Origin of the sequence: Micromonospora sp. URMC 103 (genome assembly GCF_051386435.1) — a bacterium.
In the GTDB taxonomy this organism is placed as follows: Bacteria; Actinomycetota; Actinomycetes; order Mycobacteriales; family Micromonosporaceae; genus Micromonospora.
In genome coordinates this window covers 2,497,288-2,523,262 of the sequence record NZ_JBPQTR010000005.1, presented here as the reverse complement: position 1 = coordinate 2,523,262, position 25,975 = coordinate 2,497,288, and the positions used below count along the sequence as shown (strand labels likewise).

Annotated in this window: 22 protein-coding genes; 13 read left to right on the top strand and 9 right to left on the bottom strand. The window is 74.6% G+C overall.

Annotated features, from left to right (window positions below; translation table 11 throughout):
- Positions 1 to 36: 36 nt before the first annotated feature.
- The 4 genes from glnA (ACSNOA_RS24805) to ACSNOA_RS24790 all read left to right on the top strand — a co-directional run bounded on the left by glnA (ACSNOA_RS24805) (position 37) and on the right by ACSNOA_RS24790 (position 3,157).
- Positions 37 to 1,386, top strand: coding sequence for a type I glutamate--ammonia ligase (gene glnA / locus ACSNOA_RS24805; protein WP_436661848.1), 1,350 nt, complete (start codon positions 37 to 39; stop codon positions 1,384 to 1,386).
- A gap of 101 nt (positions 1,387 to 1,487) precedes the next feature.
- Entirely contained in the window at positions 1,488 to 1,913 is a 426-nt protein-coding gene (locus tag ACSNOA_RS24800) for a DUF350 domain-containing protein (RefSeq protein ID WP_436661847.1), read from the top strand.
- A gap of 36 nt (positions 1,914 to 1,949) precedes the next feature.
- Positions 1,950 to 2,642 carry a helix-turn-helix transcriptional regulator gene (locus ACSNOA_RS24795; RefSeq protein WP_436661846.1) on the top strand — a complete coding sequence of 231 codons (693 nt, stop codon included), beginning with the start codon at positions 1,950 to 1,952 and terminating at the stop codon, positions 2,640 to 2,642.
- A 143-nt stretch (positions 2,643 to 2,785) separates the two neighbouring features.
- On the top strand, positions 2,786 to 3,157 hold the full coding sequence (locus ACSNOA_RS24790) for a VOC family protein (RefSeq protein WP_436661845.1): 372 nt from the start codon (positions 2,786 to 2,788) through the stop codon (positions 3,155 to 3,157).
- Positions 3,158 to 3,228: 71 nt separating this feature from the next.
- Here the strand turns inward: ACSNOA_RS24790 and ACSNOA_RS24785 are convergent, their stop codons facing one another.
- Positions 3,229 to 3,735, bottom strand: a complete 507-nt coding sequence (locus tag ACSNOA_RS24785) for a hypothetical protein (RefSeq protein ID WP_436661843.1) — start codon at positions 3,733 to 3,735, stop codon at positions 3,229 to 3,231.
- Between the two features lie 181 nt (positions 3,736 to 3,916).
- Here ACSNOA_RS24785 and ACSNOA_RS24780 point away from each other — a divergent pair, with 181 nt between their 5' ends.
- Entirely contained in the window at positions 3,917 to 4,798 is an 882-nt protein-coding gene (locus tag ACSNOA_RS24780; protein WP_436661842.1) for a Vgb family protein, read from the top strand.
- A 53-nt stretch (positions 4,799 to 4,851) separates the two neighbouring features.
- On the opposite strand, the gene ACSNOA_RS24775 is transcribed toward ACSNOA_RS24780, so the two are convergent.
- A complete protein-coding gene (locus tag ACSNOA_RS24775; RefSeq protein WP_436662441.1) occupies positions 4,852 to 5,733 on the bottom strand; it encodes a S66 peptidase family protein in 882 nt (293 codons plus the stop codon).
- 183 nt (positions 5,734 to 5,916) lie between these two features.
- On the opposite strand from ACSNOA_RS24775, the gene ACSNOA_RS24770 reads away from it, so the two are divergent.
- The 5 genes from ACSNOA_RS24770 (at position 5,917) to mptB (ACSNOA_RS24750) (ending at position 14,554) form a co-directional block, all read left to right on the top strand.
- On the top strand, positions 5,917 to 6,684 hold the full coding sequence (locus tag ACSNOA_RS24770; RefSeq protein WP_436661840.1) for a type 1 glutamine amidotransferase: 768 nt from the start codon (positions 5,917 to 5,919) through the stop codon (positions 6,682 to 6,684).
- A complete protein-coding gene (locus ACSNOA_RS24765) occupies positions 6,684 to 9,953 on the top strand; it encodes a bifunctional [glutamine synthetase] adenylyltransferase/[glutamine synthetase]-adenylyl-L-tyrosine phosphorylase (RefSeq protein ID WP_436661838.1) in 3,270 nt (1,089 codons plus the stop codon). Before ACSNOA_RS24770 ends, ACSNOA_RS24765 begins: the two co-directional genes overlap by 1 nt.
- Positions 9,862 to 11,514 carry a hypothetical protein gene (locus ACSNOA_RS24760; RefSeq protein ID WP_436662465.1) on the top strand — a complete coding sequence of 551 codons (1,653 nt, stop codon included), beginning with the start codon at positions 9,862 to 9,864 and terminating at the stop codon, positions 11,512 to 11,514. Before ACSNOA_RS24765 ends, ACSNOA_RS24760 begins: the two co-directional genes overlap by 92 nt.
- 63 nt (positions 11,515 to 11,577) lie before the next feature.
- Positions 11,578 to 12,981 (top strand): polyprenol phosphomannose-dependent alpha 1,6 mannosyltransferase MptB, encoded by a 1,404-nt coding sequence (gene mptB, locus ACSNOA_RS24755; RefSeq protein WP_436661837.1) that lies wholly within the window; start codon positions 11,578 to 11,580, stop codon positions 12,979 to 12,981.
- Between the two features lie 52 nt (positions 12,982 to 13,033).
- Positions 13,034 to 14,554 carry a polyprenol phosphomannose-dependent alpha 1,6 mannosyltransferase MptB gene (gene mptB / locus ACSNOA_RS24750; protein ID WP_436661835.1) on the top strand — a complete coding sequence of 507 codons (1,521 nt, stop codon included), beginning with the start codon at positions 13,034 to 13,036 and terminating at the stop codon, positions 14,552 to 14,554.
- 109 nt (positions 14,555 to 14,663) lie between these two features.
- Here the strand turns inward: mptB (ACSNOA_RS24750) and ACSNOA_RS24745 are convergent, their stop codons facing one another.
- Both ACSNOA_RS24745 and ACSNOA_RS24740 read right to left on the bottom strand, forming a co-directional pair.
- Complete coding sequence (locus ACSNOA_RS24745; RefSeq protein WP_436661834.1) at positions 14,664 to 15,632, bottom strand: hypothetical protein; 969 nt, start codon at positions 15,630 to 15,632, stop codon at positions 14,664 to 14,666.
- Positions 15,629 to 15,994 (bottom strand): PadR family transcriptional regulator, encoded by a 366-nt coding sequence (locus ACSNOA_RS24740; RefSeq protein WP_436661833.1) that lies wholly within the window; start codon positions 15,992 to 15,994, stop codon positions 15,629 to 15,631. The genes ACSNOA_RS24745 and ACSNOA_RS24740 overlap by 4 nt, the downstream gene beginning before the upstream one ends.
- Before the next feature lie 316 nt (positions 15,995 to 16,310).
- Between ACSNOA_RS24740 and ACSNOA_RS24735 the strand changes: the two genes are divergently transcribed.
- The gene (locus ACSNOA_RS24735) at positions 16,311 to 16,601 is read left to right on the top strand and encodes a barstar family protein (protein WP_436661831.1); all 291 of its coding nucleotides are present in this window, start codon (positions 16,311 to 16,313) and stop codon (positions 16,599 to 16,601) included.
- Between the two features lie 430 nt (positions 16,602 to 17,031).
- Here ACSNOA_RS24735 and glnA (ACSNOA_RS24730) read toward each other — a convergent pair whose 3' ends face one another.
- Complete coding sequence (gene glnA / locus ACSNOA_RS24730; protein WP_436661829.1) at positions 17,032 to 18,456, bottom strand: type I glutamate--ammonia ligase; 1,425 nt, start codon at positions 18,454 to 18,456, stop codon at positions 17,032 to 17,034.
- Between the two features lie 288 nt (positions 18,457 to 18,744).
- Here glnA (ACSNOA_RS24730) and ACSNOA_RS24725 point away from each other — a divergent pair, with 288 nt between their 5' ends.
- Positions 18,745 to 19,149 carry an RDD family protein gene (locus ACSNOA_RS24725; RefSeq protein ID WP_436661828.1) on the top strand — a complete coding sequence of 135 codons (405 nt, stop codon included), beginning with the start codon at positions 18,745 to 18,747 and terminating at the stop codon, positions 19,147 to 19,149.
- A 629-nt stretch (positions 19,150 to 19,778) separates the two neighbouring features.
- Here the strand turns inward: ACSNOA_RS24725 and ACSNOA_RS24720 are convergent.
- From ACSNOA_RS24720 to lipA, 3 genes are all read right to left on the bottom strand, one after another.
- A complete protein-coding gene (locus tag ACSNOA_RS24720; protein WP_436661826.1) occupies positions 19,779 to 20,468 on the bottom strand; it encodes a DUF4191 domain-containing protein in 690 nt (229 codons plus the stop codon).
- Between the two features lie 118 nt (positions 20,469 to 20,586).
- Positions 20,587 to 22,338: a hypothetical protein gene (locus ACSNOA_RS24715; protein ID WP_436661824.1), complete on the bottom strand. Its 1,752-nt coding sequence runs from the start codon at positions 22,336 to 22,338 to the stop codon at positions 20,587 to 20,589.
- 51 nt (positions 22,339 to 22,389) lie between these two features.
- Positions 22,390 to 23,439: a lipoyl synthase gene (lipA, locus tag ACSNOA_RS24710; protein WP_436661823.1), complete on the bottom strand. Its 1,050-nt coding sequence runs from the start codon at positions 23,437 to 23,439 to the stop codon at positions 22,390 to 22,392.
- A gap of 353 nt (positions 23,440 to 23,792) precedes the next feature.
- Here lipA and aspS point away from each other — a divergent pair, with 353 nt between their 5' ends.
- Positions 23,793 to 25,079, top strand: a complete 1,287-nt coding sequence (gene aspS / locus ACSNOA_RS24705) for an aspartate--tRNA(Asn) ligase (RefSeq protein WP_436661821.1) — start codon at positions 23,793 to 23,795, stop codon at positions 25,077 to 25,079.
- A 21-nt stretch (positions 25,080 to 25,100) separates the two neighbouring features.
- Here aspS and nadE read toward each other — a convergent pair whose 3' ends face one another.
- Complete coding sequence (gene nadE / locus ACSNOA_RS24700; protein ID WP_436661819.1) at positions 25,101 to 25,961, bottom strand: ammonia-dependent NAD(+) synthetase; 861 nt, start codon at positions 25,959 to 25,961, stop codon at positions 25,101 to 25,103.
- Positions 25,962 to 25,975: the final 14 nt, after the last annotated feature.

The window sequence follows — 25,975 nt, the reverse complement described above, 5'->3', positions numbered from 1 at the left end:
GTCGGTGGCGGTGTAGGAGTGTCACGAGGGGTGGAAGTGGACCGTCAGCAGGAGTTCGTCCTCCGTACGCTGGAAGAGCGGGACATCCGGTTCGTCCGGCTGTGGTTCACCGACGTGCTCGGCACGCTCAAGAGCGTCTCGGTGGCCCCCGCCGAGCTGGAGGCGGCGTTCGACGAGGGCATCGGCTTCGACGGCTCGGCCATCGAGGGCTTCGCACGGGTCTTCGAGTCCGACATGGTGGCCATGCCCGACCCGACGACGTTCCAGGTCTTCCCGTTCGAGGGCGGGGTCAGCGGCGAGAGCGCCCGGATGTTCTGCGACATCCTCCTCCCCGACGGCAGCCCCTCGTGGGCCGACCCGCGGCACGTGCTCCGCCGGGCGCTCTCCCGCGCCGCCGACCGCGGCTTCACCTTCTACACCCACCCGGAGATCGAGTTCTTCCTGCTCGAGGACGGCCCCATGGACGGGTCCGTGCCCGTCCCCGTCGACACCGGCGGCTACTTCGAGCACACCACCCACGCCGTGGCGCGGGACTTCCGCCGCCAGGCCGTGCTGGCGCTGGAGCGGATCGGCATCTCGGTGGAGTTCAGCCACCACGAGGTGGCGCCCGGGCAGCAGGAGATCGACCTGCGGTACGCCGACGCGCTCACCACGGCCGACAACATCATGACCTTCCGGCACGTCGTCAAGGAGGTGGCCCTCTCCACGGGTGTGCAGGCCACCTTCATGCCGAAGCCCTTCACCGACCAGCCGGGCAGCGGCATGCACACCCACCTGTCGCTGTTCGAGGGGGAGCGCAACGCGTTCCACGACGCCGGCGACCCCATGAAGCTCTCCAAGGTGGCCAAGTCGTTCATCGCCGGGCTGCTGATGCACGCCCGGGAGTACACCGCGGTCACCAACCAGTGGGTCAACTCGTACAAGCGCCTCTTCCCGCTGGCGCTGCCGGACCGGATCACCGAGAGCCCGGCGTACGTCTGCTGGGGGCACCTCAACCGGTCCGCGCTGGTCCGGGTGCCCGCGTACGGCAAGCCGAACTCGGCCCGGGTCGAGGTCCGCTCGCCCGACTCGGCCGCCAACCCGTACCTGGCCTTCGCCGTGCTGCTCGGCGCGGGGCTCAAGGGCATCGAGGAGGGCTACGAGCTGCCGCCGGGCGCCGAGGACGACGTCTGGTCGCTGACCAGCGCCGAGCGCCGGGCCATGGGGTACGAGGCGCTGCCCGAGAACCTCTCCGAGGCGATCGAGGTGATGGCCGGCTCGGAGCTGGTCGCCGAGGTGCTGGGCGAGCACGTCTTCGACTTCTTCCTGCGCAACAAGCGCGCCGAGTGGGAGCAGTACCGCCGCGAGGTCACCCCGTACGAGCGGCAGCGCTACCTGTCCCTCTAGAACCGGTCCCGGCGCGGGGCTGCCGGGGTGGTGCGTGCCCGCTATCGTTCCGATCACCGCGCCGGCACCCCCGCCGGCGCCGGAGGTCGGGGAGGCAGCCGGTGCTGGAGGATCTGCTGGGCGGGGCCGGGCGGAGCATCGTGTTCGGGATCGTCGGGGTCGGCCTGCTGGCGGCCGGTTTCCTGCTGGTCGACCTGCTCACTCCCGGGAAGCTGCGGGAGCTGATCTGGGTCCAGCGCAACCACAACGCCGGGCTGCTGCTCGCCGCCAACCAGCTGGGCATCGCGGCGATCGTGTTCACCGCGATCCTGACCAGCTACAGCGACTTCGGCAAGGGGCTGGCCTCCACAGTGATCTTCGGGCTGGTCGGGCTGGCCGTCATGGCGCTGGCCTTCTTCGTGCTCGACCTGCTGACCCCGGGCCGGCTCGGCGAGGTCATCTGCGCCGAGGACCCGCACCCGGCGGCCCGGGTGAGCGCCGCCACCCACTTCGGCGCCGCGCTGATCGTCTGCGCCAGCATCGCCTGAGCGCTTCCGTCACACCCCGGTCGTAGGTTGCGGGGTGTGAACCGGACCGACCGCCTCTACGCCCTGGTCGAGGAGCTGCGGGCGGTGTCGCCCCGGCCCCGCAGCGCCCGCTGGCTGGCCGCCCGTTTCGAGGTGAGCAGCCGCACCATCGAACGCGACATCGGTGCCCTGCAACAGTCCGGGGTGCCGATCTGGGCCGAGACGGGCCGCACCGGCGGCTACGTGCTCGACCGTGCCCGCACCCTGCCGCCGGTCAACCTGACCGCCGGTGAGGCGGTCGCCATGGCACTCGCGCTGCACCGGCTGGCCGGCACGCCGTTCGCGGCGGCCGCCGGCACCGCGCTGCGCAAGCTGGTGGCCGTCATGCCGGCCGCGGACGTCGCCGAGGCGCACCGGCTCGCCGGCCGGGTGCACCTCATCGGCGACGGGCCGGTCACGCCCGTCCCGGCCACCATCGCCGACGCGGTGCTCGCGCGGCGGGTGCTGCGCATCCGGTACGCCGACCGCGCCGGCGCCGGTTCGTCGCGTGACGTGGAGCCGCTCGGCTTCCTGGGCAACCCCCGGCACTGGTACCTGCTGGCGTGGTGCCGCCTGCGCGACGGCGTCCGCGCCTTCCGCACCGACCGGATCCGGTCGGTGCGTCCGCTCGCCGAGCTGGTGACCCGCGAGCTGCGCCCCGAGGACCTCGACGTTCCCCACGAGCGGGTCCGCCCGCTGAGCCTCGTCTGACCCGGCCGCGGCAGACGGCACCGGATCTCGCGCCGCCGGGGCCGAGCGGCCGGAAACACCGACAGGACGCTGTCGCGGGCGGGGTCGAGGCTGGCTCCTGACGGTGCCGGCCGGGTGGCCGGCACGCGGAACGGGAGGCACAGATGACCAGCAGCAACGGCGTCACCTGGTTCGAGATCGGCACCGAGCGGCCCGACGAGGCCCAGCGGTTCTACGGCGACCTGTTCGGGTGGGGCTTCACCGAGGAGGGCACGGGGGACGCGTCGTACCGGACGACCGCCGCCGGCGACGACGGGATCGGCGGCGCGATCCGCGGCACCGGCGGGGTCGGGCCGAACTACGCGATCTTCTATGTGCAGGTGACCGACGTGGCCGAGACGTGCCGGCGTGCCGAGGCGGCCGGTGGCAAGGTGCTCGTGCCCGTGAAGCGGAACGACAACGGGCTCACCTTCGCGCATCTGCTCGACCCGGCCGGCAACCACGTCGGCGTCTTCGCGCCGCCGCCGGCCGCCTGATCCACTCCAGGTCGGCGAAATGGCGGTGTCCGAGGGTGGTGGACACCGCCATTTCGCCGGAATGGAGTGGATCAACGACCCCCGTCGCCGTGTCCGGCCGGGCCGCCGTGCCTGCCGGGGCCGCCGAACCCGCCGCCGGGGAACACGCCGGCCTCGACCGCCTTGGTGATCGCGTCGGCCTGCTCCTGGGTGAGCTTGCCGTCCTTGACGGCCTGGTCCAACCGCTCCTTCAGCTTGGCCTGCCGCTCCTTCAGCTTGGCCTGCCGCTCCTCGGCGGACGGGCGCTCCGGCCGGTCACCCTTCGGGTGGTCGGCCCGGTGCTGCTCGCGCACCTTCTCCAGGGCGGCGGTCACCTTGTCGGTGGAGACCCCCAGCTCCTTGGCGAGTGCCTCGGCGAACTCCGCCCGGCGGTCGGCGCGCTGCTGCTGCCGGTCGCCGTTGGCGGAGGTGCTGGCGCTCGGCGTCGGGGTGGCGTTGTCGGCGGCGAACGCCATGGTGGGCGCCGCGATCCCCACGCCGAGTACGCCCGCCGTGGCGAGGCCGGCCAGCAGGTGCTTCTTCCTGATGGTGCGGGACATCATCTCTCCAGCTCGTCGGTTGGTGGTGCCCTGACGTCACCGACGGTGACCGGGCAGGCTTGGCGCGACCCGTGGCGGGGCTGTCAGCGGGCTGAGAATCGTCGGCCGCACAAACCGGTTGCCCGGATCGTCCGGCCTCGGCAGGGTGGGCCGCCGGAGACCGACGAGGAGAGGAAACCGCATGACCCGACCCCTCATCCGGGAGATTCCGCTGACCGGCGCGGGCTCCGGCCCGTACGGCATCACGAGCGGCCCGGACGGCTCGCTCTGGGTGACGCTCGCCCACGCCGGTGGCATCGTGCGGGTCGGCGCGGACGGCGACGTTCGCACCTGGTCCCTCGACGCGCCGGAAAGCCGTCCACTGATCATCACCCCCGGCCCCGACGGCGCCCTCTGGTTCACCCGCTCGGGCGACGACCGGCTCGGCCGGATCACCACCGACGGCGAGTCGAGCGAGGTCGCGCTGCCGCCCGGCACCGGCCCGTGCGGCATCGCCACCGGCCCGGACGGCGCGCTCTGGTACGCCGGGATGAACTCCGACACGGTCGGCCGGGTCACCCCGGACGGCGGGGTGACGGTGATCCCGCTGGGGGTGGCCGGCGCGTTCGCCTCGATGGTGGCCGCCGGCCGGGACGCGGTCTGGTGCACCCTCAACCAGGCGAACGCGATCGCCCGGGTCGGCACGGACGGCTCGGTCAGCGTCCATCCGCTGCCGACCGCGCAGGCGGGGCCGGTCGGCATCGCCGCGGCGGCGGACGGCGTGATCTGGTTCGTGGAGATCGCCGCCGGTCAGCTCGGCCGGATCGACCCGGACGGGCGGATCGTGGAGATTCCGCTGCCGGACCGCACCGCCCGGCCGCACGCGATCGTCGCCGATCCGGCCGGAGGCGCCTGGTACACGGAGTGGGGCGGCAACCGCATCGGCCACGTCGACGCCGCCGGCCGGATCGAGACGTACGACCTGCCCACCCCGGCGTCGGAACCGCACGGCCTCACGGTCGCCCCCGACGGCACGGTCTGGGCCGCCCTGGAGATCGGCCGCCTGGCCCACCTCCAACCCTGATCGCCCCCTCCCGGCCCACCGCCACGGTCGGGCCGGGGCGGGCCGGGGTGGGGTCAGGCGGGGCGGACGGCGGGGGCGACCGTGAGGGTTCCGGCGTCGGCGTCCAGGGTCGCCTCGGTGCCCACGGGCACGGTGAGCTGACCGACGCCGTGCCCGATCGGGAGACCGCCGAGCACCGGCACGCCGAGGTCGCCGAGACGTTCGGCGAGTACGTCGGAGACCGTCACCGACCAGCCGTCCGCGCAGTCGGTGAACTGACCCACCGCCACCCCCGCCAGGCCGTCCAGCGCGCCGGCCCGGCGCAGCTGGGTGAGCATCCGGTCGACCTTGTACGGCGCCTCCTGCACGTCCTCGACGAGCAGCACGGCGCCCGTCAGGTCCGGCATGTCCCGGGTGCCGAGCGAGGCCGCGATGAGGCAGAGGTTGCCGCCGAGCAGGGGGCCGGTGGCGCGACCTGCGACGCGTACGCCGAAGGTCTCCTCCTCCTCGACGGCGGCCACGGTCACCGGCTCGGTGGTCATGAGCGCGGCGTGCAGGGACTCCGCCGAGCGCAGCGGCGTGCGCTCGTCCAGCCAGGCCGCGCCGGGCCCGTGCACGCTCGCCAGCCGGGCGCCGCGCCAGAGCGCGAACTGCAACGCCGTGATGTCGGAGAAGCCGGCCACCACCTTCGGGTCCCGCCGTACGGCGGCCATGTCGATGGCGTCCACCACCCGCTGGGCGCCGTAGCCGCCCCGGGTGCAGATCACCCCCCGGACCTCCGGATCGGCGAAGGCGGCGTTGAGGTCGGCCGCGCGCAGGTCGTCCGCGCCCGCGAGGTAGCCCTCCCGGGCGTACGCGTGCGGTGCCAGCACCGGCCGCAGTCCCCAGCCGGTGAGCAGTTCGATGCCGCGGGCCACCCGCTCGGGCCGGGTCGGCCCGGAGGGGGACACCAGCATCACGGTGTCGCCGGGACGCAGCACGGGCGGACGCAGGGCGGTGGCGGTGGCGGCGCTGGTCACAGCGGCAGAGCCTATCCGGTACGCGGCGGGCCGGGGCCGGGTGCGGACGCCGGCGGCACGCCCCGCGCACCGGCGGGCGGCGTTCGGGGGTTCGGGGCGGCACCCGATAGCCTCGACGTCGTGGCAACCGCGTTGGTGATCGAGAACGACCCGACTAACGACCTGCGCCGGCTGGGGGAGTGGCTGGGCGAGGCCGGCCTGGAGCTGTGGGTCGTACGCCCGCACGCCGGCGACGAGCTCCCCGCCGACCTGGAGGGTTACGCCGCGCTCGTGGTGCTCGGCGGCGACCAGCAGGCGTACCCGCTGCCGGACGGCTCGCCCGGCGCGCCCTGGTTCCCCGCCCTGGAAGGGCTGCTCCGCAAGGCCGTCCGGCACCGGGTGCCCACGCTGGCCATCTGCCTCGGCGCGCAGTTGCTCGCCGCCGCGCACGCCGGCCAGGTCGAGCGCAGCCCGTCCGGGCCGGAGATCGGACCGGCCGTCGTGGGCCGCCGCGACGCCGCGGAACGGGACCCGCTCTTCCGGTACGTGCCGCTGATGCCGGACGTGTTCCAGTTCCACAGCGACGAGATCACCGAGCTGCCGCACGGCGCCACCCTGCTGGCCGCGTCCACGCGTTACCCGCACCAGGCGTTCCGCCTCGGCGACCGGGCGTGGGGGTTGCAGTTCCACATCGAGTGCGACACCGCCATGATCGCCGACTGGGTCACCGACTCCGCCGCCATCGCCGAGCTGGGCTACGACCCCGAGCTGGTGGTCGCCGCCTGCGACGGCGTGATGGTGGACGTCGAGGAGGTGTGGCAGCCGTTCGCCGCCCGGTTCGCGGCGCTGGCCCTCGGCGAGCTGGACGACAGCACGCCCCGGCAGACCCTGCCGCTGCTCGGGCACTGATGGGCCGGCCGACCAGCGCCACCGGCCGGCTGGCCCGCTACGGCTTCGGGACCGCGCAGGGCGACGGCGGGGCCCGCGCGGCCGACCTGCTCGGCCCGGACGGGCTCGGGCTGTGGCGGCCGGAGGGCCAGGAGCCGACGAGCGAGCGGGCGGGGGAGCTGCTCAGCGCGCTGTCCCGGGCCGCCGAGCCGGACCTGGCGCTGCGTCAACTGCACCGCCTCGTCGAGGCCGAGCGCCGAGCCCAGGCCAGAGCCGGCGCGGCGGCCACCGGTGCGCACGCGACCGCCACCACGGCGGGCGCGGCGGCGACGGCGGCCCCGGCCGGCGCCGGAGCGCGCCCGGCCGCCACCACGGCCGGTGCGGCGGCGTCGGCCGGTCCGGCCGGCGCCGAGGGGCGCCCGACCGCCACGACGGCCGGTGCGGCGGCACCGGCGGCGCCCGCCGGTACCGCTGGGCGCCCGACCCCCACCACGGCCGGTGCCGCGGCCACCGCCGGTTCGTCCGGCTCGGCGCTGCTGGAGGCGCTGTACGCCGACGCGGGCCTGCGCCGGCGGCTGGTGGCCGTGCTGGGCGCCTCCTCGGCGCTCGGCGACCACCTGGTGGCCAACCCGGACCAGTGGACCGTGCTGCGGACCGCGCCGGACGGGCTCGCCCCGGTCGCCGAGGGACGGCTCGGTCCGCTCGGCGACGGCAACCCGGTGGCCGCGCTGCGGCAGGCGTACCGGCTGGCGCTGCTGCGGATCGCGGCGGCCGACCTGACCGGCGGCCGGGGGGTGGAGCAGACCATGGCCGCGCTCTCCGCGCTGGCCGACGACACGCTGCGGGCGGCGTACGGCATCGCCGTGGCGGAGCTGCCGGACGGCACGGCGGCCCCCCGGCTGGCCGTCGTGGCGATGGGCAAGTGCGGCGGGGACGAGCTGAACTACGTCTCGGACGTGGACGTGATCTTCGTGGCGGCCACGGACGACGACCTCGCGGCGGCCACCACGATCGCCACCCGCCTGATCCACATCTGCGGCCTCGTGGCCTGGCCGGTGGACGCGGCGCTGCGCCCGGAGGGCAGCCGGGGTCCGCTGGTGCGCACCCTCGCCAGCCACCTCGCCTACTACCGCCGCTGGGCCCGCACCTGGGAGTTCCAGGCGCTGCTCAAGGCCCGCCCGGCCGCCGGCGACCTGGAGCTGGGCCGGCAGTGGATGGACGAGCTGGCCCCGCTGCTGTGGCGGGCGGCGGAGCGGCCGGAGGCGGTCGAGGACGTCCGCGCCATGCGGCGCAAGATCATCGACAACGTCCCGCCGAAGGAGCTGGAACGCGAGATCAAGCGTGGCCCGGGCGGGCTGCGCGACATCGAGTTCGCCGTCCAGCTCCTGCAACTGGTGCACGGCCGCGGCGACGAGTCGCTGCGCGTGACGGGGACCATCCCGGCGCTGCGCGCGCTCGTGGCGGGCGGTTACGTCGGCCGCGCCGACGGGGAGGCGCTGCTGCACGGCTACCGGTTCCTGCGCGGCGTCGAGCACCGGCTCCAGTTGCAGGGCCTGCGCCGCACCCACACCGTGCCGACCGACCCGGACGCGCTGCGCTGGCTCGCCGCCGCGCTCGGCTACACGGCCACGCCGGGGCGCAGCGCCGTCGAGGAGTTCCGCGCCGAGTGGGTCGCCCACGCCAGCGAGGTACGCCGGCTGCACGCCAAGCTGCTCTACCGGCCGCTGCTGGAGTCCGTGGCCCGCGTGCCGGCCGACGGGCTGCGGCTGACGCCGGAGGCGGCCCGACACCGCCTCGAGATCCTCGGCTTCGGCGACCCGGCGGGCGCGCTGCGCCACCTCCAGGCGCTGACCGGCGGGGTGAGCCGCACGGCGGCCATCCAGCGGACGCTGCTGCCCGTGCTGCTCAGCGAGTTCGCCGACGCCCCGGAACCGGACCGGGGGCTGCTCAGCTACCGGCAGGTGTCCGACAAGCTGGGCAGCACCCCCTGGTACCTGCGGCTGCTGCGCGACGAGGGCCCGGTGGCCCGCCGGCTGGCCCGCGTGCTGTCCTCCTCGCGGTACGCCGCCGACCTGCTCGCCCGCGAGCCCGAGGCGCTGCGGCTGCTGGCCGAGGAGAACGAGCTGGTGCCCCGGCCCCGCGAGGTGCTGACCGAGGGGTTCACGGCGGCCGCCGCCCGGCACGCCGACCCGGTGGAGGCGACCCGTGCCGTCCGCGCGCTGCGCCGCCGCGAGCTGGTGCGCATCGCCTGCGCCGACGTGCTCTGCCGGGCCGGTTCGCTGGCGCCCACCCCGACCCGCTCCGACGGGAGCGTCCGCCGCGCCCCCGCCCTCACCGACATCACCGCGGTCGGCGACGCGCTGGCCGACGTCACCGACGCCACGCTCGCCGCCGCGCTGCGTACCGCCCGCGCCGCGCAGCCGACCCCGCCCGGCCTGCGGTTCGCGGTGATCGGCATGGGGCGCCTCGGCGGGTACGAGTCGAACTACCTCTCCGACGCGGACGTCCTGTTCGTCTACGACCCGCCGCCCGGCGCGGACGAGAACGCGGCCAGCGCCGCGGCGCGCGCCGTCGCCGAGGAGCTGCGCCGCCTGCTCGGCATGCCGGCGCCCGATCCGCCGCTGGGCGTCGACGCCGACCTGCGCCCGGAGGGCCGGCAGGGGCCGCTCGTGCGCAGCCTCGCCGCGTACGCGCAGTACTACGCCCGCTGGTCCCGGGTCTGGGAGGCGCAGGCGCTGCTGCGCGCCCGTTTCGTCTGCGGTGACGCCGACCTGGGCGCCGAGTTCGAGGCGCTGGTCGACCCGGTCCGCTACCCGGCCGACGGGCTGACCCGCGAGCAGATCGTCGAGATCCGCCGGATCAAGGCGCGGGTCGAGCACGAGCGGTTGCCCCGGGGGGCCGACCCGGCCACCCACACGAAGCTCGGCCGGGGCGGGCTCGCCGACGTCGAGTGGGCCGTACAGCTGCTCCAGCTGCGCCACGGCGGGGCCGTCCCCGCGCTGCGCGGCACGCGTACGCTCGACGCGCTCGCCGCCGCCCGGGACACCGGCCTGGTCGACCCGGCGGACGCCGCGGCCATGGCGGCCGGCTGGACGCTCGCCGCGCAGGTGCGCAACGCGCTCATGCTGGTGCGCGGTCGGGCCGGTGACCAGCTGCCCCGGCACGGCGTCGAGCTGGCCGGCGTGGTACGACTGCTCGGTGCCGACGACCCGGGGCAGTTCCTCGACGACTACCTGCGCACCACCCGCCGCTCCCGAGCGGCGATGGAGCGGGTCTTCGACGACGCCTGAGCCCCGGCGGACGCTGCTCGGCACCCTCGTGGTGGCCGTGGTGCTGGCGGGCGCGTTCCTGCTCGCCCCGGCGATGGGCACCGACCTGTCGGCGCAGGCGGCCCGCGCCGGCTTCGCGGAACGCCACGGCCTCGCCCCTGTCGACTTCTCCTGGTACGGCGGGGTGGGCCAGTTCGGCTACAGCCTCTTCACGCAGTTCCTCGGCGCGGCGCTCGGCGTACGCCCGGTCGGCGCGGTCGCGGCCGTCGTGTCGGCGCTGGCGCTGGCCTGGCTGCTGGTGCGCGGGCGGGCCCGCCGACCGCTGCTCGGCGGGGTGCTCGGCGCCGTGGTGCTCGTCGGCAACCTGGTGAGCGGGCGTATCACCTTCGCCGTCGGCCTCATGCTGGGCCTGCTCGCGCTCTGCGCGGTGTGCGGGTCCCGCCTGCCACGGTGGGCGTGCCTGCTGCTCGGCGCGGTGCTGGCGGCGCTGGCCACCGCGGCCAGCCCGGTGGCCGGCCTGTTCACCGGGCTGGCCGGGGGAGCGCTGCTGGTCGTCGACCTCTGGCGGGGCGGGTGGTCGCCGCGCCGGGTCCGGCTGGAGGGTGCCGTGCTCTGCCTGGCCCCGGTCGTGGCGGTCGCGCCGATGGCGCTGCTGTTCGGCAACGGCGGCCGCCAGCCGTTCAGCGCCGAGTCGATGCGGATCAACGTGGCGCTCGCCGTGGTGGTGCTGGCGCTGGTGCGGGTCCGCGCGGTGCGGGTCGGCGCGGCCCTCACCGTGCTGCTGCTCGTGGCGGCGTACCACCTGCCCAGCCCGATCGGCTCGAACGCGCTGCGCCTGCCGATGCTCTTCGCGTTCCCGGTGGTCGCCGCGTTCGCCCCGCTCGGCCCGCGGTGGCTGGCCGCCCTGCTCGCCGCCCTCGTGTGGTGGCAGTCGCCGGTGGTGACCGGCGACCTCACCCGGATGGGATCCACGCCCACGCAGGCGGCCTTCTACCGGCCGCTGCTCGACGAGCTGGGCCGCCGTGCGCCGGTCGGCCGGGTCGAGGTGGTGCCGCTGCGCGACCACTGGGAGAGCGCGTACGTGGCGGAGGCCGTGCCGCTGGCCCGCGGCTGGGAGCGGCAGGTCGACGTCGAGCGCAACGGCCTCTTCTACGGCTCGGGCCCGGAGCCCGCCGCGTACGGGGACTGGCTGCGCCGCAACGCCGTGAGCCTCGTGGCGATCGCCCCGGACAGCGCCCCCGACCGCTACGCGCAGGGCGAGGCGGCGCTGGTGCTGGCCGGCCAGCCGTACCTGCGGGAGGTGGCGCGGCCCGGTGGCTGGCGGCTCTACGAGGTGGTCGACCCCGCGCCGCTGGTGTCCCCGCCCGCCGCGCTCGTGGCGTCCACGGCGGCCGGGGTGCGGTTCACCGTCGGCGGCCCGGCCGATGTGCTCGTGCGGGTCCACTGGTCGCGCTGGCTGTCGCTCACCGGCGCCGGGGGCTGCCTCGCTCCCGGCCCGGAGGGGTGGACGACCGTCCGGGTGGACGCGCCCGGCGAGTACGCGCTCGGCAGCAGCCTGTCGCCATCCGGGCACTGTTCGTAGTCGCCGCCGCTCGGCGTGGTGCCCACGTGGGGGTCGCGCGAGCCGGGCTGGCAGCATGTCCGGGTGCCTTCCCACCTCGCGCGCTGGACCGGCCTGGCCGGTGCGACGCTGCTCGCCGTCGCCGGGTTCCTCGGCGGCGCGACGCCCCACGGCGACCTGCGCCCCACCCCGCTCAGCATCTGGCAGGGCCCGTACGGTCCCGTGATCCTCGTCGGCTGGGTGGTCGGCACCGCCGCCATGGCGTACGCCTGGTGGTCGCTGCGCGACGGGGTGCCGTCGACCCGCTGGGCGCTGGTCACCGTGGGCCTCTGGCTCCTGCCGCTGCTCGTGACGCCGCCGATGGGCAGCCGCGACGTCTACGCGTACGCGTGCCAGGGCGCCAGCTACGCCGCCGGTATCAACCCGTACGAGCAGGGCGTCTCCGCGCTGCCCTGCCCCTGGCTCGACAGCATGTCCTACATCTGGCGGGACACCCCGGCGCCGTACGGGCCGCTCTTCGTGATGCTGGCCGGTGCCGTCGTCACGGCGACCGGGTCCCTCGTGGGGAGCATCGTGCTGTTCCGGCTGCTCGCCCTGGCCGGCGTCGCGCTGGCGGCCGTCTGCCTTCCGGTGCTGGCCCGGCGCTGCGGCGTACCCGCCGGGCGGGCCGTCTGGCTGGCGCTCGGCAGCCCGCTCATCGGCGTACACCTGATCTCCGGCGCCCACAACGACGCCATGATGGTGGGGCTGCTCGTCGCCGGCCTCGCGGTGGTCGCCGTCCGGCCGGGCCGCGCCGGCCCGCTGCTCGCCGGCGGCGTCCTGCTCGGCCTGGCCGGCGGGATCAAGGCCACGGCGCTGGTGGTCGTGCCGTTCGCGGCGCTCGCGGCCATCGTCGGCGGGTACTCGATCCGGGCGTTGCTGCGCGACGGCGGCTGGGTGGTCGGCGGCGCGGTGGCCACGGTCGTGGGGGCGACGTTCGCGGCGGGGCTCGACTTCGGCTGGATCAGCGGCCTGGAACAGGGCAACCTGGTGGTCGCCTGGACCTCGCCGTCCACCGCGGTCGGCCAGACCGTGGCCTACCTGGCGCTGCCCTTCGGCTGGCACGGCGACCCGCTGCCGGTCACCCGGGGCATCGGCATGGCGGCGCTCGCGATCCTGCTCGTCTGGCTGTGGTGGCGGGCCCGCACCCGCGACCCCCTCTGGCACGCCGGGCTGGCGCTGACCGCCACGGTCGCGCTGGCCCCGCTGTTCCACCCCTGGTACTGGACCTGGCCGCTGGCCGTCCTCGCGGCCACCTCCCGGCACCGCACCGGCTGGTTCGCCGTGGTGGCGCTGGTCTCGGCGTTCCTGGTGCTGCCCGACGGCACCGGCCTGCCCCGCTACACGAAGACGGTCGGTGCGCCGCTCATGACGCTGTTCGTGATCGTGGTGGTCGTCCGCTTGGTACGGTCGGCTCGGGCGGCCCGCCGGCCGGTCGCCGCGACCTGAGGAGGGTGCGCCGGTGGCCGGAGCCGGCGCCCCGTCAGCTCCGCGCGGCGGCGTGCCTGGCTCGCCTCGGCCGCGCCTGCGCCGCGGCGAGCCGGGCCGGGCCCCGGCCGCCCGTGCCCGGTACGCCGGCCTGGCCGGCGCGGTGCTGCTCGCGGTGGCCGGATACCTCGGTGGCGCGCTGCCGTCCGCGCCGCTGGGCGCCACACCGGCCACCATCTGGCAGGGGCGGAACGGGCCGCTCGTGACCGGGGTGTGGCTCGTCGGCACCGCCCTGCTGGTCGGCGCCTGGTGGTCGCTGCGCCGGGGAGCGCCGTCGACGGGCTGGGCGTACCGCACGGCCGGGCTGTGGGCCCTGCCGCTGCTGGTCACCGCGCCCATGGGCAGCCGGGACGTCTACTCGTACGCCTGCCAGGGCTGGGCGTACGCGCACGGCGTCGACCCGTACGCCACCGGGGTGGCCGAGGCAGGCTGCCCGTGGCTCGACTCGGTGGCGCCGATCTGGCGGGACACCCCGGCGCCGTACGGGCCGACCTTCGTGCTGCTGGCGGCCCTCGCCGCGGTGGCCGGCGGCGGCCTCACCGGCACGATCGTGCTGCTGCGGCTGTTCGCGCTGGCCGGGACGCTGCTCGCCGCGCTCTGCCTGCCCGGGCTTGCCCGCGCGGCCGGCGTGCCCACCCGCCGGGCGGCGTGGCTGCTGCTGGCCTGCCCGCTGGTCGGCGTGCACCTGCTGGCCGGCGCGCACAACGACGCGGTCATGCTCGGCCTGCTCCTGCTCGGGCTGCTCGTGCTCGTCCGCCTTCCCGGGCGGCCCGGCGCGCTGCTGGTCGCCGGGGTGCTGCTCGGGCTCGCCGTGGCCGTGAAGGCGACCGCCGTGGTGGTGCTCCCGTTCGCCGCGCTCACGGCGGTCCACGGCCGGTACACCGTACGCGGGATGCTGCGTGACGGCGCCTGGCTGGCCGCCGGGGTGCTCGCCGCGCTGGTCGGTGGCTCGCTCCTGTCCGGTCTCGGGCCCGGCTGGATCGGCGGGCTCAGCCGCAGCGGAGACTCCGCCCAGTGGACTTCGCCGCCCACGGCCGTCGGCTTCGTCATCGACTACGCCGGGGCGCTCGCCGGCCGGGACCCGGACGCCGTGCCGGTGGCCCGGGCCGTGGCGCTGGCGCTGCTCGCCCTGCTGGTCGTGGTGCTGTGGTGGCGGGCGTGGACGACGCTGCGCGGGCTGGGTGACGTCCGGCAGCGGGTGGCGCGGCTGGCTGCCGGCCGCCCGCGCGTGACGCTGCGCGCCGCCGGGCTCGCACTGGCCGCTACGGTGGTGCTGGCCCCGGTCTTCCACCCCTGGTACGCCACCTGGCCGTTGGCCCTGCTGGCCGTCACCGCGGCCCGGACCACCTGGTTCGTGCTGCCCAGCGCGGTGGCGTGCTTCCTGACGCTGCCGGACGGCACCAACCTGGCCCGGTTCACGAAGGCCCCCGGCGCGCTCGCGATGACCGCCCTGGTCCTGACCCTCGTGATCGTCCTGACCGTGACCCTGACCCGCCGCCGGCGCGCAGCCCGCGCCCCCGCCCCCACCCCCTGACCCCTGCTCTCCGCCGCCCCTGCCCTCCGGTCGGTTGATCATGAGGTTTGCGGCGTGATCCGAGATCGATATCGCCGCAAACCTCATGATCAAGGTGGGGTCGGCGGGGTCAGCGGGGGGTGAGGGCGGTTGGGCGGGTCGGGCGGCGGCGCAGGGCGAGCGCCAGTGGCAGCAGCGCGGGGCCGACCACCCCGATGACGACGGCCGTCGCGGCGAGCTCGGACCAGACCGCGACGGTGTCCCCGGCCCCGTCGATCGCCCCGGCCAGCGGCTGCAGCGCGAGCAGGCCGATGGGGGTGAGCAGGATCAGCGCCGCCCAGACGCCCCGGGAGTCGGCGCGCAGGGCGAGCCCGGCCGCGAGCAGCACCGCCACCGCGAGCAGCGCGACGGCGGCATCCGGCAGCACCGGCACCGCCGACGAGACGTAGTAGGTACTGCCGAAGACGGCCGGGGACAGCAGGTGAACGTGGGTCCGCGCGAGGGCGACGACGCCCACGGCGATCAGTGGCGCTGCCCGCAGCGGCGCCGGCAGTGCGTCCGGTAGGCCGAGCGCGACCAGGCCCAACGCGATCTGCGGCAGCAGGACGAACAGCGGCGGGCGTGGCAGGCCGACCAGTGGGGCGGCGGGAACGAGGCCGAGGGTGAGGAGCAGGGCGAGCGCGACGGCACGGCGGGCCCACCGACCGGGAGCCAGGGCGTACACCACTGCGGCGAGCAGCCAGGCGATCCACGCCCCGATGCCGAGCGAGACGAACGGTCCGGCGCTGGGCACGTCGAACACGGCGGGCGGCGGACGAAGCTCCAGCATCGACCAGGCACCCGCGAGTGTGGTGGCGGTGAGGAACGCGAGGACGGCGGCGAGGCGTACGCCCGGGACCAGGTCGGTGGCGCCGGCTGCCCGCAGCCGCTGGCGGAGGCCGCCGCGCAGGAGGTCCGCGGCGTCCGCGGCCGACGGCCAGCGGCGGCCCGGCGCGGCCAGGTCGAGGTACGTGCCGACGATCTCCGCGCCCCGGGAGCGGCGGTAGTCGGCGGGGTACGCGCGCAGCAGTCGCAGGTAGCGTCGCTCCAGGTCGGTCATGCCAGCCCTCCGGCCACTCGCGGGGTGGCGGGCCGGGTGGCGCGGGCGCGCTCCCGCAGCCGGGCGGTGGCCGCCTCGACGTTGCGGCGCAGCCGCTCCGTCTCGGCCGTGAGGGTGGCGTCACCGGCCGGCGAGAGGCGGTAGTAGCGGCGCAGCCGGCCGTCCACCACCTCCTCCCGGTCGACGGCCACCAGGCCGGCGTCGACCAGCCGGTCGAGCGCCCCGTAGAGCGTCCCGGGGCGCAGCGAGACGCGGCCGTCGGAGAGAGCGGCCACCTCGCCGATCAGGCCGTAGCCGTGCATCGGCTCGGCGGCGAGCGCGGTGAGGATGAGGAAGGTGGGTTCGCGCAGCGGTGTGTCCACCCGCTCAATATATCGGATGCGAAGGTATATCGGGGGGCGTTACACGCGCCGGGCCGGCCCCGCGTGTTAGCGGAGCCGGCCCGGCCGGTGGAACGTGCGGTCAGCAGTCGAAGTAGAGGGCGAACTAACCGCGCGTGGCGGCTGACCTGGGGGAGTGGCGTGCCCCGGCCGCCGGAGGCCACTCCCGGGTCGTAGGGCCGGAGGCCCTACCCGCCGGAGGCATTCACGGGATCCCGACCCAGCACGCACGGGAGCACCGTTCGGCGAGTGTCGTTGCCCCGATAATGAGGCACATTGCGAAGGCGATGGGGGCGGGATGCTAGTCGAGGTTCATGGGGCGGATGTGCGGTCGGAACAGGACTTCCACCGAATCTTGGAGAGCCAGCTCGACTTCGGCCCCTACTACGGACGCAACCTTGCCGCCCTCTGGGATCGACTCTCCATCGACATCGAACGACCGGTGCAACTCCTCTGGCACGACGCGAGTGTCAGCCGACGCCAGCTCGGCGCGGCGCAGTTCGACCGCATCCGTGAGGTGCTGGACCGCGTCGTCGAGCAGGACGAACGGTTCGGCTGGAGCGACCGGTTCACCTACGAGCTTCGATAGCAGCCAGCGACCTCATGCCTCGGAACTCCAGCGATGGAGCTCCGAGGCTTCGGCGTGTCCGCCGGGCTCGCGGTGGCCACCGCAGCCCGCGCCGGGAGCGAAGCGGCAAGGCGCGGACGGCCGGCGAAGTGGCTCGCGCGGCGGCCGAAGGCCGCCCTTGAAGGCGTATGGAAAGTTCTCACGGCGGCAATCCACGCGCAGCTCTCGCTTGGGCACAGCACACCGACCGTCAGGCTGAAGACCTACGTCCACAAATCGGCCGGGCGTGCTCGACCGGACCCGGCTGCTCATTGACGGCGCGCTCGGTCAACACGAAACGGCGGCCACGCCGGCTGTGAGCCGGACATGACCGCCGTCCGTGAGGTTGTACCCAACCTGGGCCCAAGATCAGTGGTGATCCTGTTGGTCCAGGTCAGCGCCTTGATCAGGCTCAGCAGTCGAAGTAGAGCGCGAACTCGTGCGGGGTCGGGCGGAGGCGGATCGGGTCCACCTCGTTGGCCCGCTTCCACTCGATCCACGTGCTGACCAGGTCCGGTGTGAAGACGCCGCCCTCGAGCAGGTAGTCGTGGTCCTGCTCGAGCCGGTCGAGCACCGCCGGTAGCGAGCCCGGCACCTGCTTGACGTCGCCCCACTCCTCCGGCGGCAGGTCGTACAGGTCCTTGTCGATCGGCGGCGGCGGCTCGATCTTGTTGCGGATGCCGTCGAGGCCGGCCATCAGCATCGCCGAGAAGGCGAGGTAGACGTTGGCCGACGGGTCGGGCACGCGGAACTCCACCCGCTTCGCCTTCGGGTTGCTGCCGGTCACCGGGATGCGGGTGCAGGCGGAGCGGTTGCGCTGCGAGTAGACGAGGTTGACCGGCGCCTCGAAGCCCGGCACCAGGCGGCGGTACGAGTTGACCGTCGGGTTGGTGAAGGCCAGCAACGACGGAGCGTGGTGCAGGAGGCCGCCGATGTACCAGCGGGCGGTGTCGGAGAGGCCCGCGTAACCGGTCTCGTCGTAGAACAGCGGCTCGCCGTTGAGCCAGAGGCTCTGGTGGGTGTGCATGCCGGAGCCGTTGTCGCCGAAGAGCGGCTTCGGCATGAAGGTGGCCGTCTTGCCGTTGGCCCAGGCCTCGTTCTTCACGATGTACTTGAAGAGCTGGAGCTGGTCGGCGGCGTGCAGCAGGGTCGAGAACTTGTAATTGATCTCGGACTGGCCGGCGGTGCCCACCTCGTGGTGCGAGCGCTCCACCGTGAAGCCGCTGTCGACGAGCCGGCGCACGATCTTGTCGCGCAGGTCGGCGTAGTGGTCGACCGGTGGCACGGGGAAGTAGCCGCCCTTGTACGCGGTCTTGTAACCGCGGTTGCCGCCCTCCTCCTCACGGCCGGTGTTCCAGGCGCCCTCGATCGAGTCGATGTAGTAGAACGACTGGTGCGCCGAGGTCTCGTGCCGGATCGAGTCGAAGATGTAGAACTCCGCCTCGGCCCCGAAGTACGCGGTGTCGGCGATGCCGCTGGCCTCCAGGTAGGCCTCGGCCTTCTTCGCCACGTTGCGGGGGTCCCGGGTGTAGAGCTCCCGGGTGAACGGGTCGTGGATGAAGAAGTTCAGCGCGAGCGTCTTCTGCGCGCGGAACGGGTCGATGAAGGCGGTGGCGACGTCCGGGAGCAGGAGCATGTCCGACTCGTGGATCGCCTGGAAGCCACGGATCGACGAGCCGTCGAACGCGAGGCCGTCGGTGAAGAGGTCGTCGTCGACCGACTCGACCGGCAGGTTGAAGTGCTGCATCACGCCGGGCAGGTCACAGAAACGTACGTCGACGAACTTCACGTCCTCGTTCTTGAGGTATCGCAGCAGTTCCTCGTGGTTGGCGAACACACGTCCTCCTGGCACGTCCACTCGGTGGCTAGGCTTCTGGCGACGCTATGGCCGGGCGGTTGCCCGGCCGTGTCTTGAGTGTTTCTGCCGTGTTACGTCGCTCGCGGAGTGTCATCGATGCTGGTCGTGCACTCCCGGCCGGCGCGGCCACGGCGTCGGCCTGTGCCATTGTAATGAGGAATATTGCGGTTCGTCCGAGTTGGCGTGGACCCTGGCGGCGTCGGCCTATCCGCATCGGCCCACCCGGGCGTGGCCGGCCCGAAGGCCCGCGAGCCCTGATGGATACCCTTGACCGCTGTGACCAATCAGCGTGACCGGCACCCGGCGCCACCCGCCACCGACCCTTCCTTCGTGCCACCGAGCCTGGGCCGGCGGTTCGGGGCGCTGGTCATCGACTGGGTGCTCTGCCTGCTGGCGTCCAGGATCTTCGCCGACCCCGTCACCGACGGGTGGGCGCCGGTGCTCGTGCTGATCCTCGAGTACGGCTTCTTCCTCGGCCTGTTCGCCCAGACCCCGGGCATGTACATCACCCGCATCCGCTGCCTGTCCTGGCTCGACGGCGGCCGGATCGGGCTGGCGCGCGCCCTGTTGCGCGGGCTGCTCGTCGCGCTGGTCGTGCCCGCGCTGATCATGGACGAGCACCGCCGCGGCCTCCAGGACCGCCTGACCGGCTCCGCGATCACCCCCGCGTAACGCCCGCCCGCCGCGCCGGTACGCCCCGCGCCGGCACGCCCCGCGCCGCCCCGCCCTGCGCTGCCCCGCCCTGCGCTGCCCCGCCCTGCGCTGCCCTGCCCTGCGCTGCCCCGCGCCGCCACGCCCTGCGCCGCCACGCCGCCTGTGCTCCGCGCCGCCACGCCCCTGCCCGCCATCTCGCACGTTTCCGCCCGACAACGGGCAGATGATCGACTCGGCCGCCGTTGAAGTCGGGGTGTGCCGGCGGGGTGATCGACTCGTGTTCCTTGATTTCGCGGTGTCCCCGGCGTCGTGACACCCCGACTTCAACGAAGTCGAGTGGATCATGCTCCACCGGGGTTGGCGCGTGTCCCGGGGCCGCGCTCGGCCTTGATCGACTCCATTCCGGCGGTATGGCGGGGTCCCGAGGCGCGGGACCCCGCCACATCGGCGAAACGGTGTCGATCAAGCTTCGGCGGGACGTGATTTGGCGGGTTGCCGGGGATTCGCGGTGTCCGCCGGTGTGATCTGGACCAGCTCGTGAGAGGGGTCGGGCATCGGGGCGACGACGCGAGGCATGGCGGGCGCGGGGCTGGACGTGAAGGAGCCGGACCCTTCGAGGGTCCGGCTCCTTCACGTACGGCTCGGGGTCAACGGCCCCGCATCTGGCGGAACGCGCCCTTCGGCGGCCGCATGTTCTTGGGGATGGCGCCCTTGGGCAGCTGCGGCCGGGCGCTGAGCGCCTTGAGCCGCTTGTCCAGCGCGTTGACGTCCTTGCCGTTGAGGCTGCGCGGCAGCCGCATGAGCGTCATCCGCAGCTTGCGGATTGGCAGCTCGTCCTCGCCCTGGCCGATCACGAAGTCGTGCAGCGGTGCGGAGCCGATGACCTTGGCGAGCCGGCGCTTCTCCTGGCCGAGCAGGCCGCGCACCCGCTGCGGGTTCCCCTCAGCCAGCAGGATCACGCCGGGCCGCCCGACGACCAGGTGGACCATGTCCATCTGCGTGGTCGAGCTGACCGCCGGGGTCACCCGCCAGTCGCCCCGCATGCTTTCCATGATCTGCGCCGCCGCGCCCGGCTGCCCCTCGGCGGCGTTCATCATCGCCTTGTTGGAGCGCAGGTTGAGCACGATCAGCACCGCGAGCAGCGTGAACAGGATGCCGATCGGCAACCAGATCCAGCTCCAGAGGATCACCGCGACCACGGTGAGCGCGAGCGGGATCAGCACCGCGGCGGCGGTCAGTGGCGCGAACCACCGGTCCTGCTTGGCGGTGAACTGGAACACCATCCCGATCTGCTTCAGCCGCTGGCCGAACGAGACCTTCTCCTGGGGCTTTGCCATGTCGCAGAGTCTAGTGGTCGCCGGCGCTCCCGTTGATCCGCGGCCGGTGGCTGGGTACCTCACGTCGATCGGACGGAAGCGGGAGGTGCCGCGGCCGGTCGCCGGAATACCGAGCGGGTCAGCCGCGGGGCAGGTAGATGCGGTAGCCGTCGATGGTGACCAGGTAGAGGCTGCCGGGGGCGGCGCGCATCCGGTCGTCCAGGCGGTTGGCCAGCGGCGAGCCGGTCGGCGCGACCCAGGCGGGCGCCGCCGCAGCCGTCACGGCGTGCCGGTACGGGGCGTACCGGTCGAAACCGGGGCTCAGGTCGTCGTCGACCACGGCGCACACGACGTCCTCGCCGCTGGCGAAGGTGAGCCGGTTGCAGGTCCAGTAGCCGCCGTAGACGTGCCGCACGCCGAGCGTCCGCAGCGTGGCGACCAGTTCGGCGTGCCGGGCCTCGGCGGCGTGCGCGGCGGGGGCGGCGGCGGCCGCCCGGTACGTCGCGTAGCCGCCGCTCGCCACGGTCGCGGCGAGCACGGCGACCGCCAGGACCGCGGCGGGCCGACCGGCCGGGCGCCCCGGCACGAGCCCGTCGGGCCGACCGGCGGCGAGCACCGGCATGCGCCCGTCGAGCAGACCCCGGGCCGCCCGCCACAGCGGCCAGAGCAGTGCCGGCAGGGAGATGAGCAGGCCGGACAGGTAGCGGGAGCTTTCCACCGGCGTCCGCCCCGCCGCGCTGCTCAGCGTGTACGCGGCCAGGGTCCCCGCCGCGGCCGCCACGAGCGCGAGCCTGACCGCGCCCGCGACCCGGTCGTCGCGGCGGGCGTCGGGTGCCGGGGAGGGGACGGAGGCGGCGGCGGGTGGCGTACGCCAGGCGGTCGCCGGGGAGGGGACGGCGGCGGGCGCGGAGGGGACGGAGGCGGGGGCGCGCAGCGTACGCCAGGCGGTCAGCGCGCCGAGGACGAGCAGCACCGGCAGGGCGAGCGCCCACCAGAGCTGCCAGGTCGCGCAGTGGCTCGGTGAGCAGAGGCCCATGCCCAGCGGTGGCCCGAGCAGCAGGCCGCCGTGCAGCCGGTCCGCCCAGCCGGCGGGGTCGGCCGCGCCGCCGCCCGCGGCCGCGAGCACGGCCGTGAGGGGGTTGCGTCCGGTGGCCAGGCTGTGCCCGAGCAGCGGCGCCGCGCCCACCAGGGCCGCGAGCCCGAGCGCGGCTCCGGCCCGGCCGCGCAGCTCCCGCCACCGGAAGCCGAGCAGGACGGCGCCGGCGCCGGCCACGTACGGCAGCACCAGCGGGTCGACCCAGAGCATCAGCCCGGCGAGGAACCCCCACGCCGCCCAGCGGGGCAGCCGGCGGCCGGGCCGGCCGGCGGCCAGGTCGTACGCGAGCAGGGCCAGCGCCGCGCCGACCGGGTTGAGTTCCGGGTAGCCGCCGCCGGCGATGAGCTGGTTCTTGACGATCCGGTCCGAGCCGAACGCGAGCAGCACGACGACCAGCAGCGCGAACCAGCGGTCGCCGGTGAGCCGCCGCGTGAGCCGCCAGGCGAGCAGCACGAACAGCGCGTAGAGCGCCAGCGTCGGCAGGCGCAGGCCGAGCACCGACGGCCCGGTGAGCGCGAGCACCGGGGCGGCCAGGTACGCCTCGAGGGTGCCCATGTAGGTCTGGCCGTAGAACCAGACGGGGAACTCCTGCCCGCGGGCGATGTGCAGCGCGGCGAGCCCCATGGTGGCCTCGTCGCTGTTCGTGGGCGGCGCGTCCTGGAGCAGCAGGGCGAGCCGGTAGCCGACCCCGGCCAGCAGGGCGAGCGCGGTGAGCACCACGGCCAGCCGGGCAGGCGTGGAGGCCGGCAGCGCGCGGGGCGCGCCGGTGGGCTCCTGGCGTACGCCGACGGTCATCGACCGATCATGGCACCCGGCCGCCGGCGGACGGCGCAACGGTGCGGCGGGTCAGCCGGCGGCGACCCGGTTGCCGTCGCGGGCCTCGAGGGCCTGCCGGTAGAGGCGGCCGGCGCGGTACGAGGAGCGCACGAGCGGCCCGCTCATCACACCCGCGAAGCCGATCTCCTCGGCCTCCTCGCGCAGCTCGACGAACTCCTCCGGCTTCACCCACCGCTCGACGGGGTGGTGGCGGGGGCTGGGCCGCAGGTACTGGGTGATGGTGATCAGCTCGCAGCCGGCCTCGTGCAGGTCGCGCAGGGCCTGCGAGATCTCGGCGCGCTCTTCGCCCATGCCCAGGATGAGGTTGCTCTTGGTGACGAGGCCGTCGGCGCGGGCCTGCCGGATCACGTCGAGGGACCGCTCGTAGCGGAACGCCGGCCGGATCCGCTTGAAGATCCGCGGCACGGTCTCGACGTTGTGCGCGAGCACCTCGGGGCGGGCGCCGAACACCTCGGCGAGCTGCTCGGGGACGGCGTTGAAGTCGGGGATGAGCAGTTCCACGCCGCAGCCGGGCTGGAGCGCGTGGATCTGCCGGACCGTCTCGGCGTACAGCCAGGCGCCGCCGTCGGGCAGGTCGTCGCGGGCCACGCCGGTCACCGTGGCGTAGCGCAGACCCATCGACACCACCGATTCGGCGACGCGGCGGGGCTCGTCGGCGTCGAACTCGGCCGGCTTGCCTGTGTCGATCTGGCAGAAGTCGCACCGGCGGGTGCACTGGTCGCCGCCGATGAGGAAGGTGGCCTCGCGGTCCTCCCAGCATTCGTAGATGTTGGGGCAGCCGGCCTCCTGGCAGACCGTGTGCAGCCCCTCCCGCGAGACGAGCCCGCGCAGCTGGGTGTACTCCGGCCCCATCTTGGCCTTGACCTTGATCCACGGTGGCTTGCGCTCGATCGGCGTCTCGGCGTTGCGGGCCTCGATCCGCAGCATGCGCCGCCCCTCGGGGGCGGGCGTCGCGGTACGCGCGGCCTGGCCGGTCGTCGGCGCGGAGTGCTCGATCGTCACGAAACCGAGCCTACGCCCGACGGCGGCTGTCGATGTACGTCGGGCGACGGGCGTCACGTCTTCGAGGCTTGTGACGCCTAACACCGGCCCGGCGAAGAATGTCGTCACAACGGCCGCCGATCCCTGCTAGGGTTCCCGGCAACTGCGACGACGGAGCCGAGTAGCGGCCCGACCCGCCAGTGCAGAGAGCCGCCGACGTGCTGAGAGGCGGTCTGGCGACGGGTCCGTGAAGACCCTCCTGAGCAGCGGGAAGAACGGCGTCCACGCCCAGTAGAGCCCGCCGGCTGGCCCACGTCACGGGCGACGAACGAGGCCTCCGCTCGCGCGGGGGCGAAGGTGTGGTGGCACCGCGAGGACCCGCTCGCCCGCACCTCCCGGGATCGCGTTGCGATCGAACGAGGAGGTACGCCGTGCAACGCATCCTTTCCCGTCAGCTCCCCACCCACGTCGGCGAGACCGTCCGGATCGCCGGCTGGGTGCACCGCCGCCGGCTTCTCAAGGCGGTCACGTTCCTGATCGTGCGGGACGCCGCCGGCCTGTCCCAGGTGGTGGTGACCGACCCGGCGGTCCGCGCGCAGGTAGAGAGGATCACCGAGGAGACCGTCGTCGAGGTCACGGGCACCGTGGTCGGTAACGACGTGGCGCCCGCCGGGGTCGAGCTGACCGCTCCGGTCGTACGCCTGCTCGGCCCGCCCGCCGCACCGCCGCCGTTCGACCTCTACCGGCCGGCGCTCACCGCGAGCCTGCCCACCCAGCTCGACCACGCGCCCGTGGCGTTGCGGCATCCGCTGCGGTCGGCGGCGCTGCGCGTCGCGGCGGCCAGCGTGGCCGGCTTCCGGGCCACCCTCGAGGCCCGGGACTTCGTCGAGATTCACACGCCGAAGGTGGTCGCGTCGTCCACCGAGTCAGGGGCGAGCGTGTTCGCGCTGGACTGGTTCGGCCGGCCCGCGTACCTGGCCCAGTCGCCGCAGTTCTACAAGCAGCTCATGGTGGGCGTCTTCGAGCGGGTGTACGAGGTGGGGCCGGTGTTCCGGGCCGAGCCGCACGACACGGTACGACACCTGGCGCAATACACCTCGCTCGACGCGGAGCTGGGGTTCGTCGCCGACCACCGGGACGTGATGCGGGTCCTGCGCGACGTGGTGGCCGGGATGCTGGGCGCGGTCGGCGAGAAGGCGGGCGACGCGCTCGCGACGCTCGGGGTGGAGGCGCCGGAGGTGCCAGCGGAGATCCCGGCCGTGCACTTCACCGAGGCGCTGAAGATCGCGGGCGCGCCGGCCGACGAGCCGGACCTCGCCCCGGCGCACGAGCGTGCGCTGGGTGGGTGGGCGCGCCGGGAGCACGGGTCCGACTTCCTCTTCGTGACCGGCTACCCGATGGCGAAGCGCCCGTTCTACACCCACCCGGACCCGGCCCGACCCGGCTACAGCAACGGCTTCGACCTGCTCTTCCGCGGGTTGGAGCTGGTCACGGGCGGGCAGCGGCTGCACCGGCACGCCGACTACCTGGCCGCGCTGGCGCAGCGGGGCGAACCGGTCGAGCCGTACGCCGGTTACGTGGACGCGTTCCGGCACGGGATGCCGCCGCACGGCGGGTTCGCCATCGGCCTGGAGCGGTTCGTGGCCCGCCTGACCGGCGCGGCCAACGTCCGCGAGGTCACCGCCTTTCCGCGGGACCTGCACCGCCTCACGCCGTGACGGGAAGGCGCGTGACGGCCGTCAGCGGTCGGCGTGAGCCGGCGGGCTGACCCGCTGCGGCGGCGCGACGGGGAGGCGGCGCTTGTGCTCGGTGGCGCGGTAACGGGCCACGAGCGCCTCCTCCACCTCCGCGGGGATGCTCCCGCCCTCGAGGTACTCGTCGATGTGCGCGTACGCGAGGCCGAGCGCGTCCTCGTCGAGCTTGCCCGGGGCGAGGCTCTCCAGGTCGGCGGTGGGCGCCTTGCCCACCAGGTCGGCCGGGGCGCCCAGCTCCGCGGCGACGGCCCGCACCCGCCGCTTCGTGAGCCCGGTGAGCGGTACGACGTCCGCCGCGCCGTCGCCGTGCTTCGTGAAGAAGCCGGTGACCGCCTCGGCCGCGTGGTCGGTGCCCACCACGAGACCGCCCAGGGCGCCGGCCACCGCGTACTGGGCGATCATGCGCTGGCGGGCCTTGACGTTGCCGTGCACGAAATCCTGCTGGGCGGCGTCGCGGAAGGTCAGCCCGCCGGCCACCAGCGCGTCCAGCGCCGCGTCGCTCGCGGGCTTGATGTCGACGGTGAGCACCCGGTCGGGGCGGATGAACTCCAGGGCCGCCTGGGCGTGGTGCTCGTCGGCCTGCACCCCGTACGGCAGGCGCATGGCCACGAAGACGGCCGGGTGGCCGGCGTCGCGGGCCCGTTCGACCGCGAGCTGGCAGAGCCGGCCCGCGGTGGTGGAGTCCACGCCGCCGCTGATGCCGAGCACCAGCGCCGACAGCCCGCTGTCGACGAGCCGGTCGGCGAGGAAGACGACCCGACGCTCGATCTCGGTCGGGGCGTCGAAGACCGGCGACACCTGGAGGTCGGCGGCGATCTGCTGCTGCGTCGTCAGCGCCTCGGTCACGGGGGGCTCCTTCG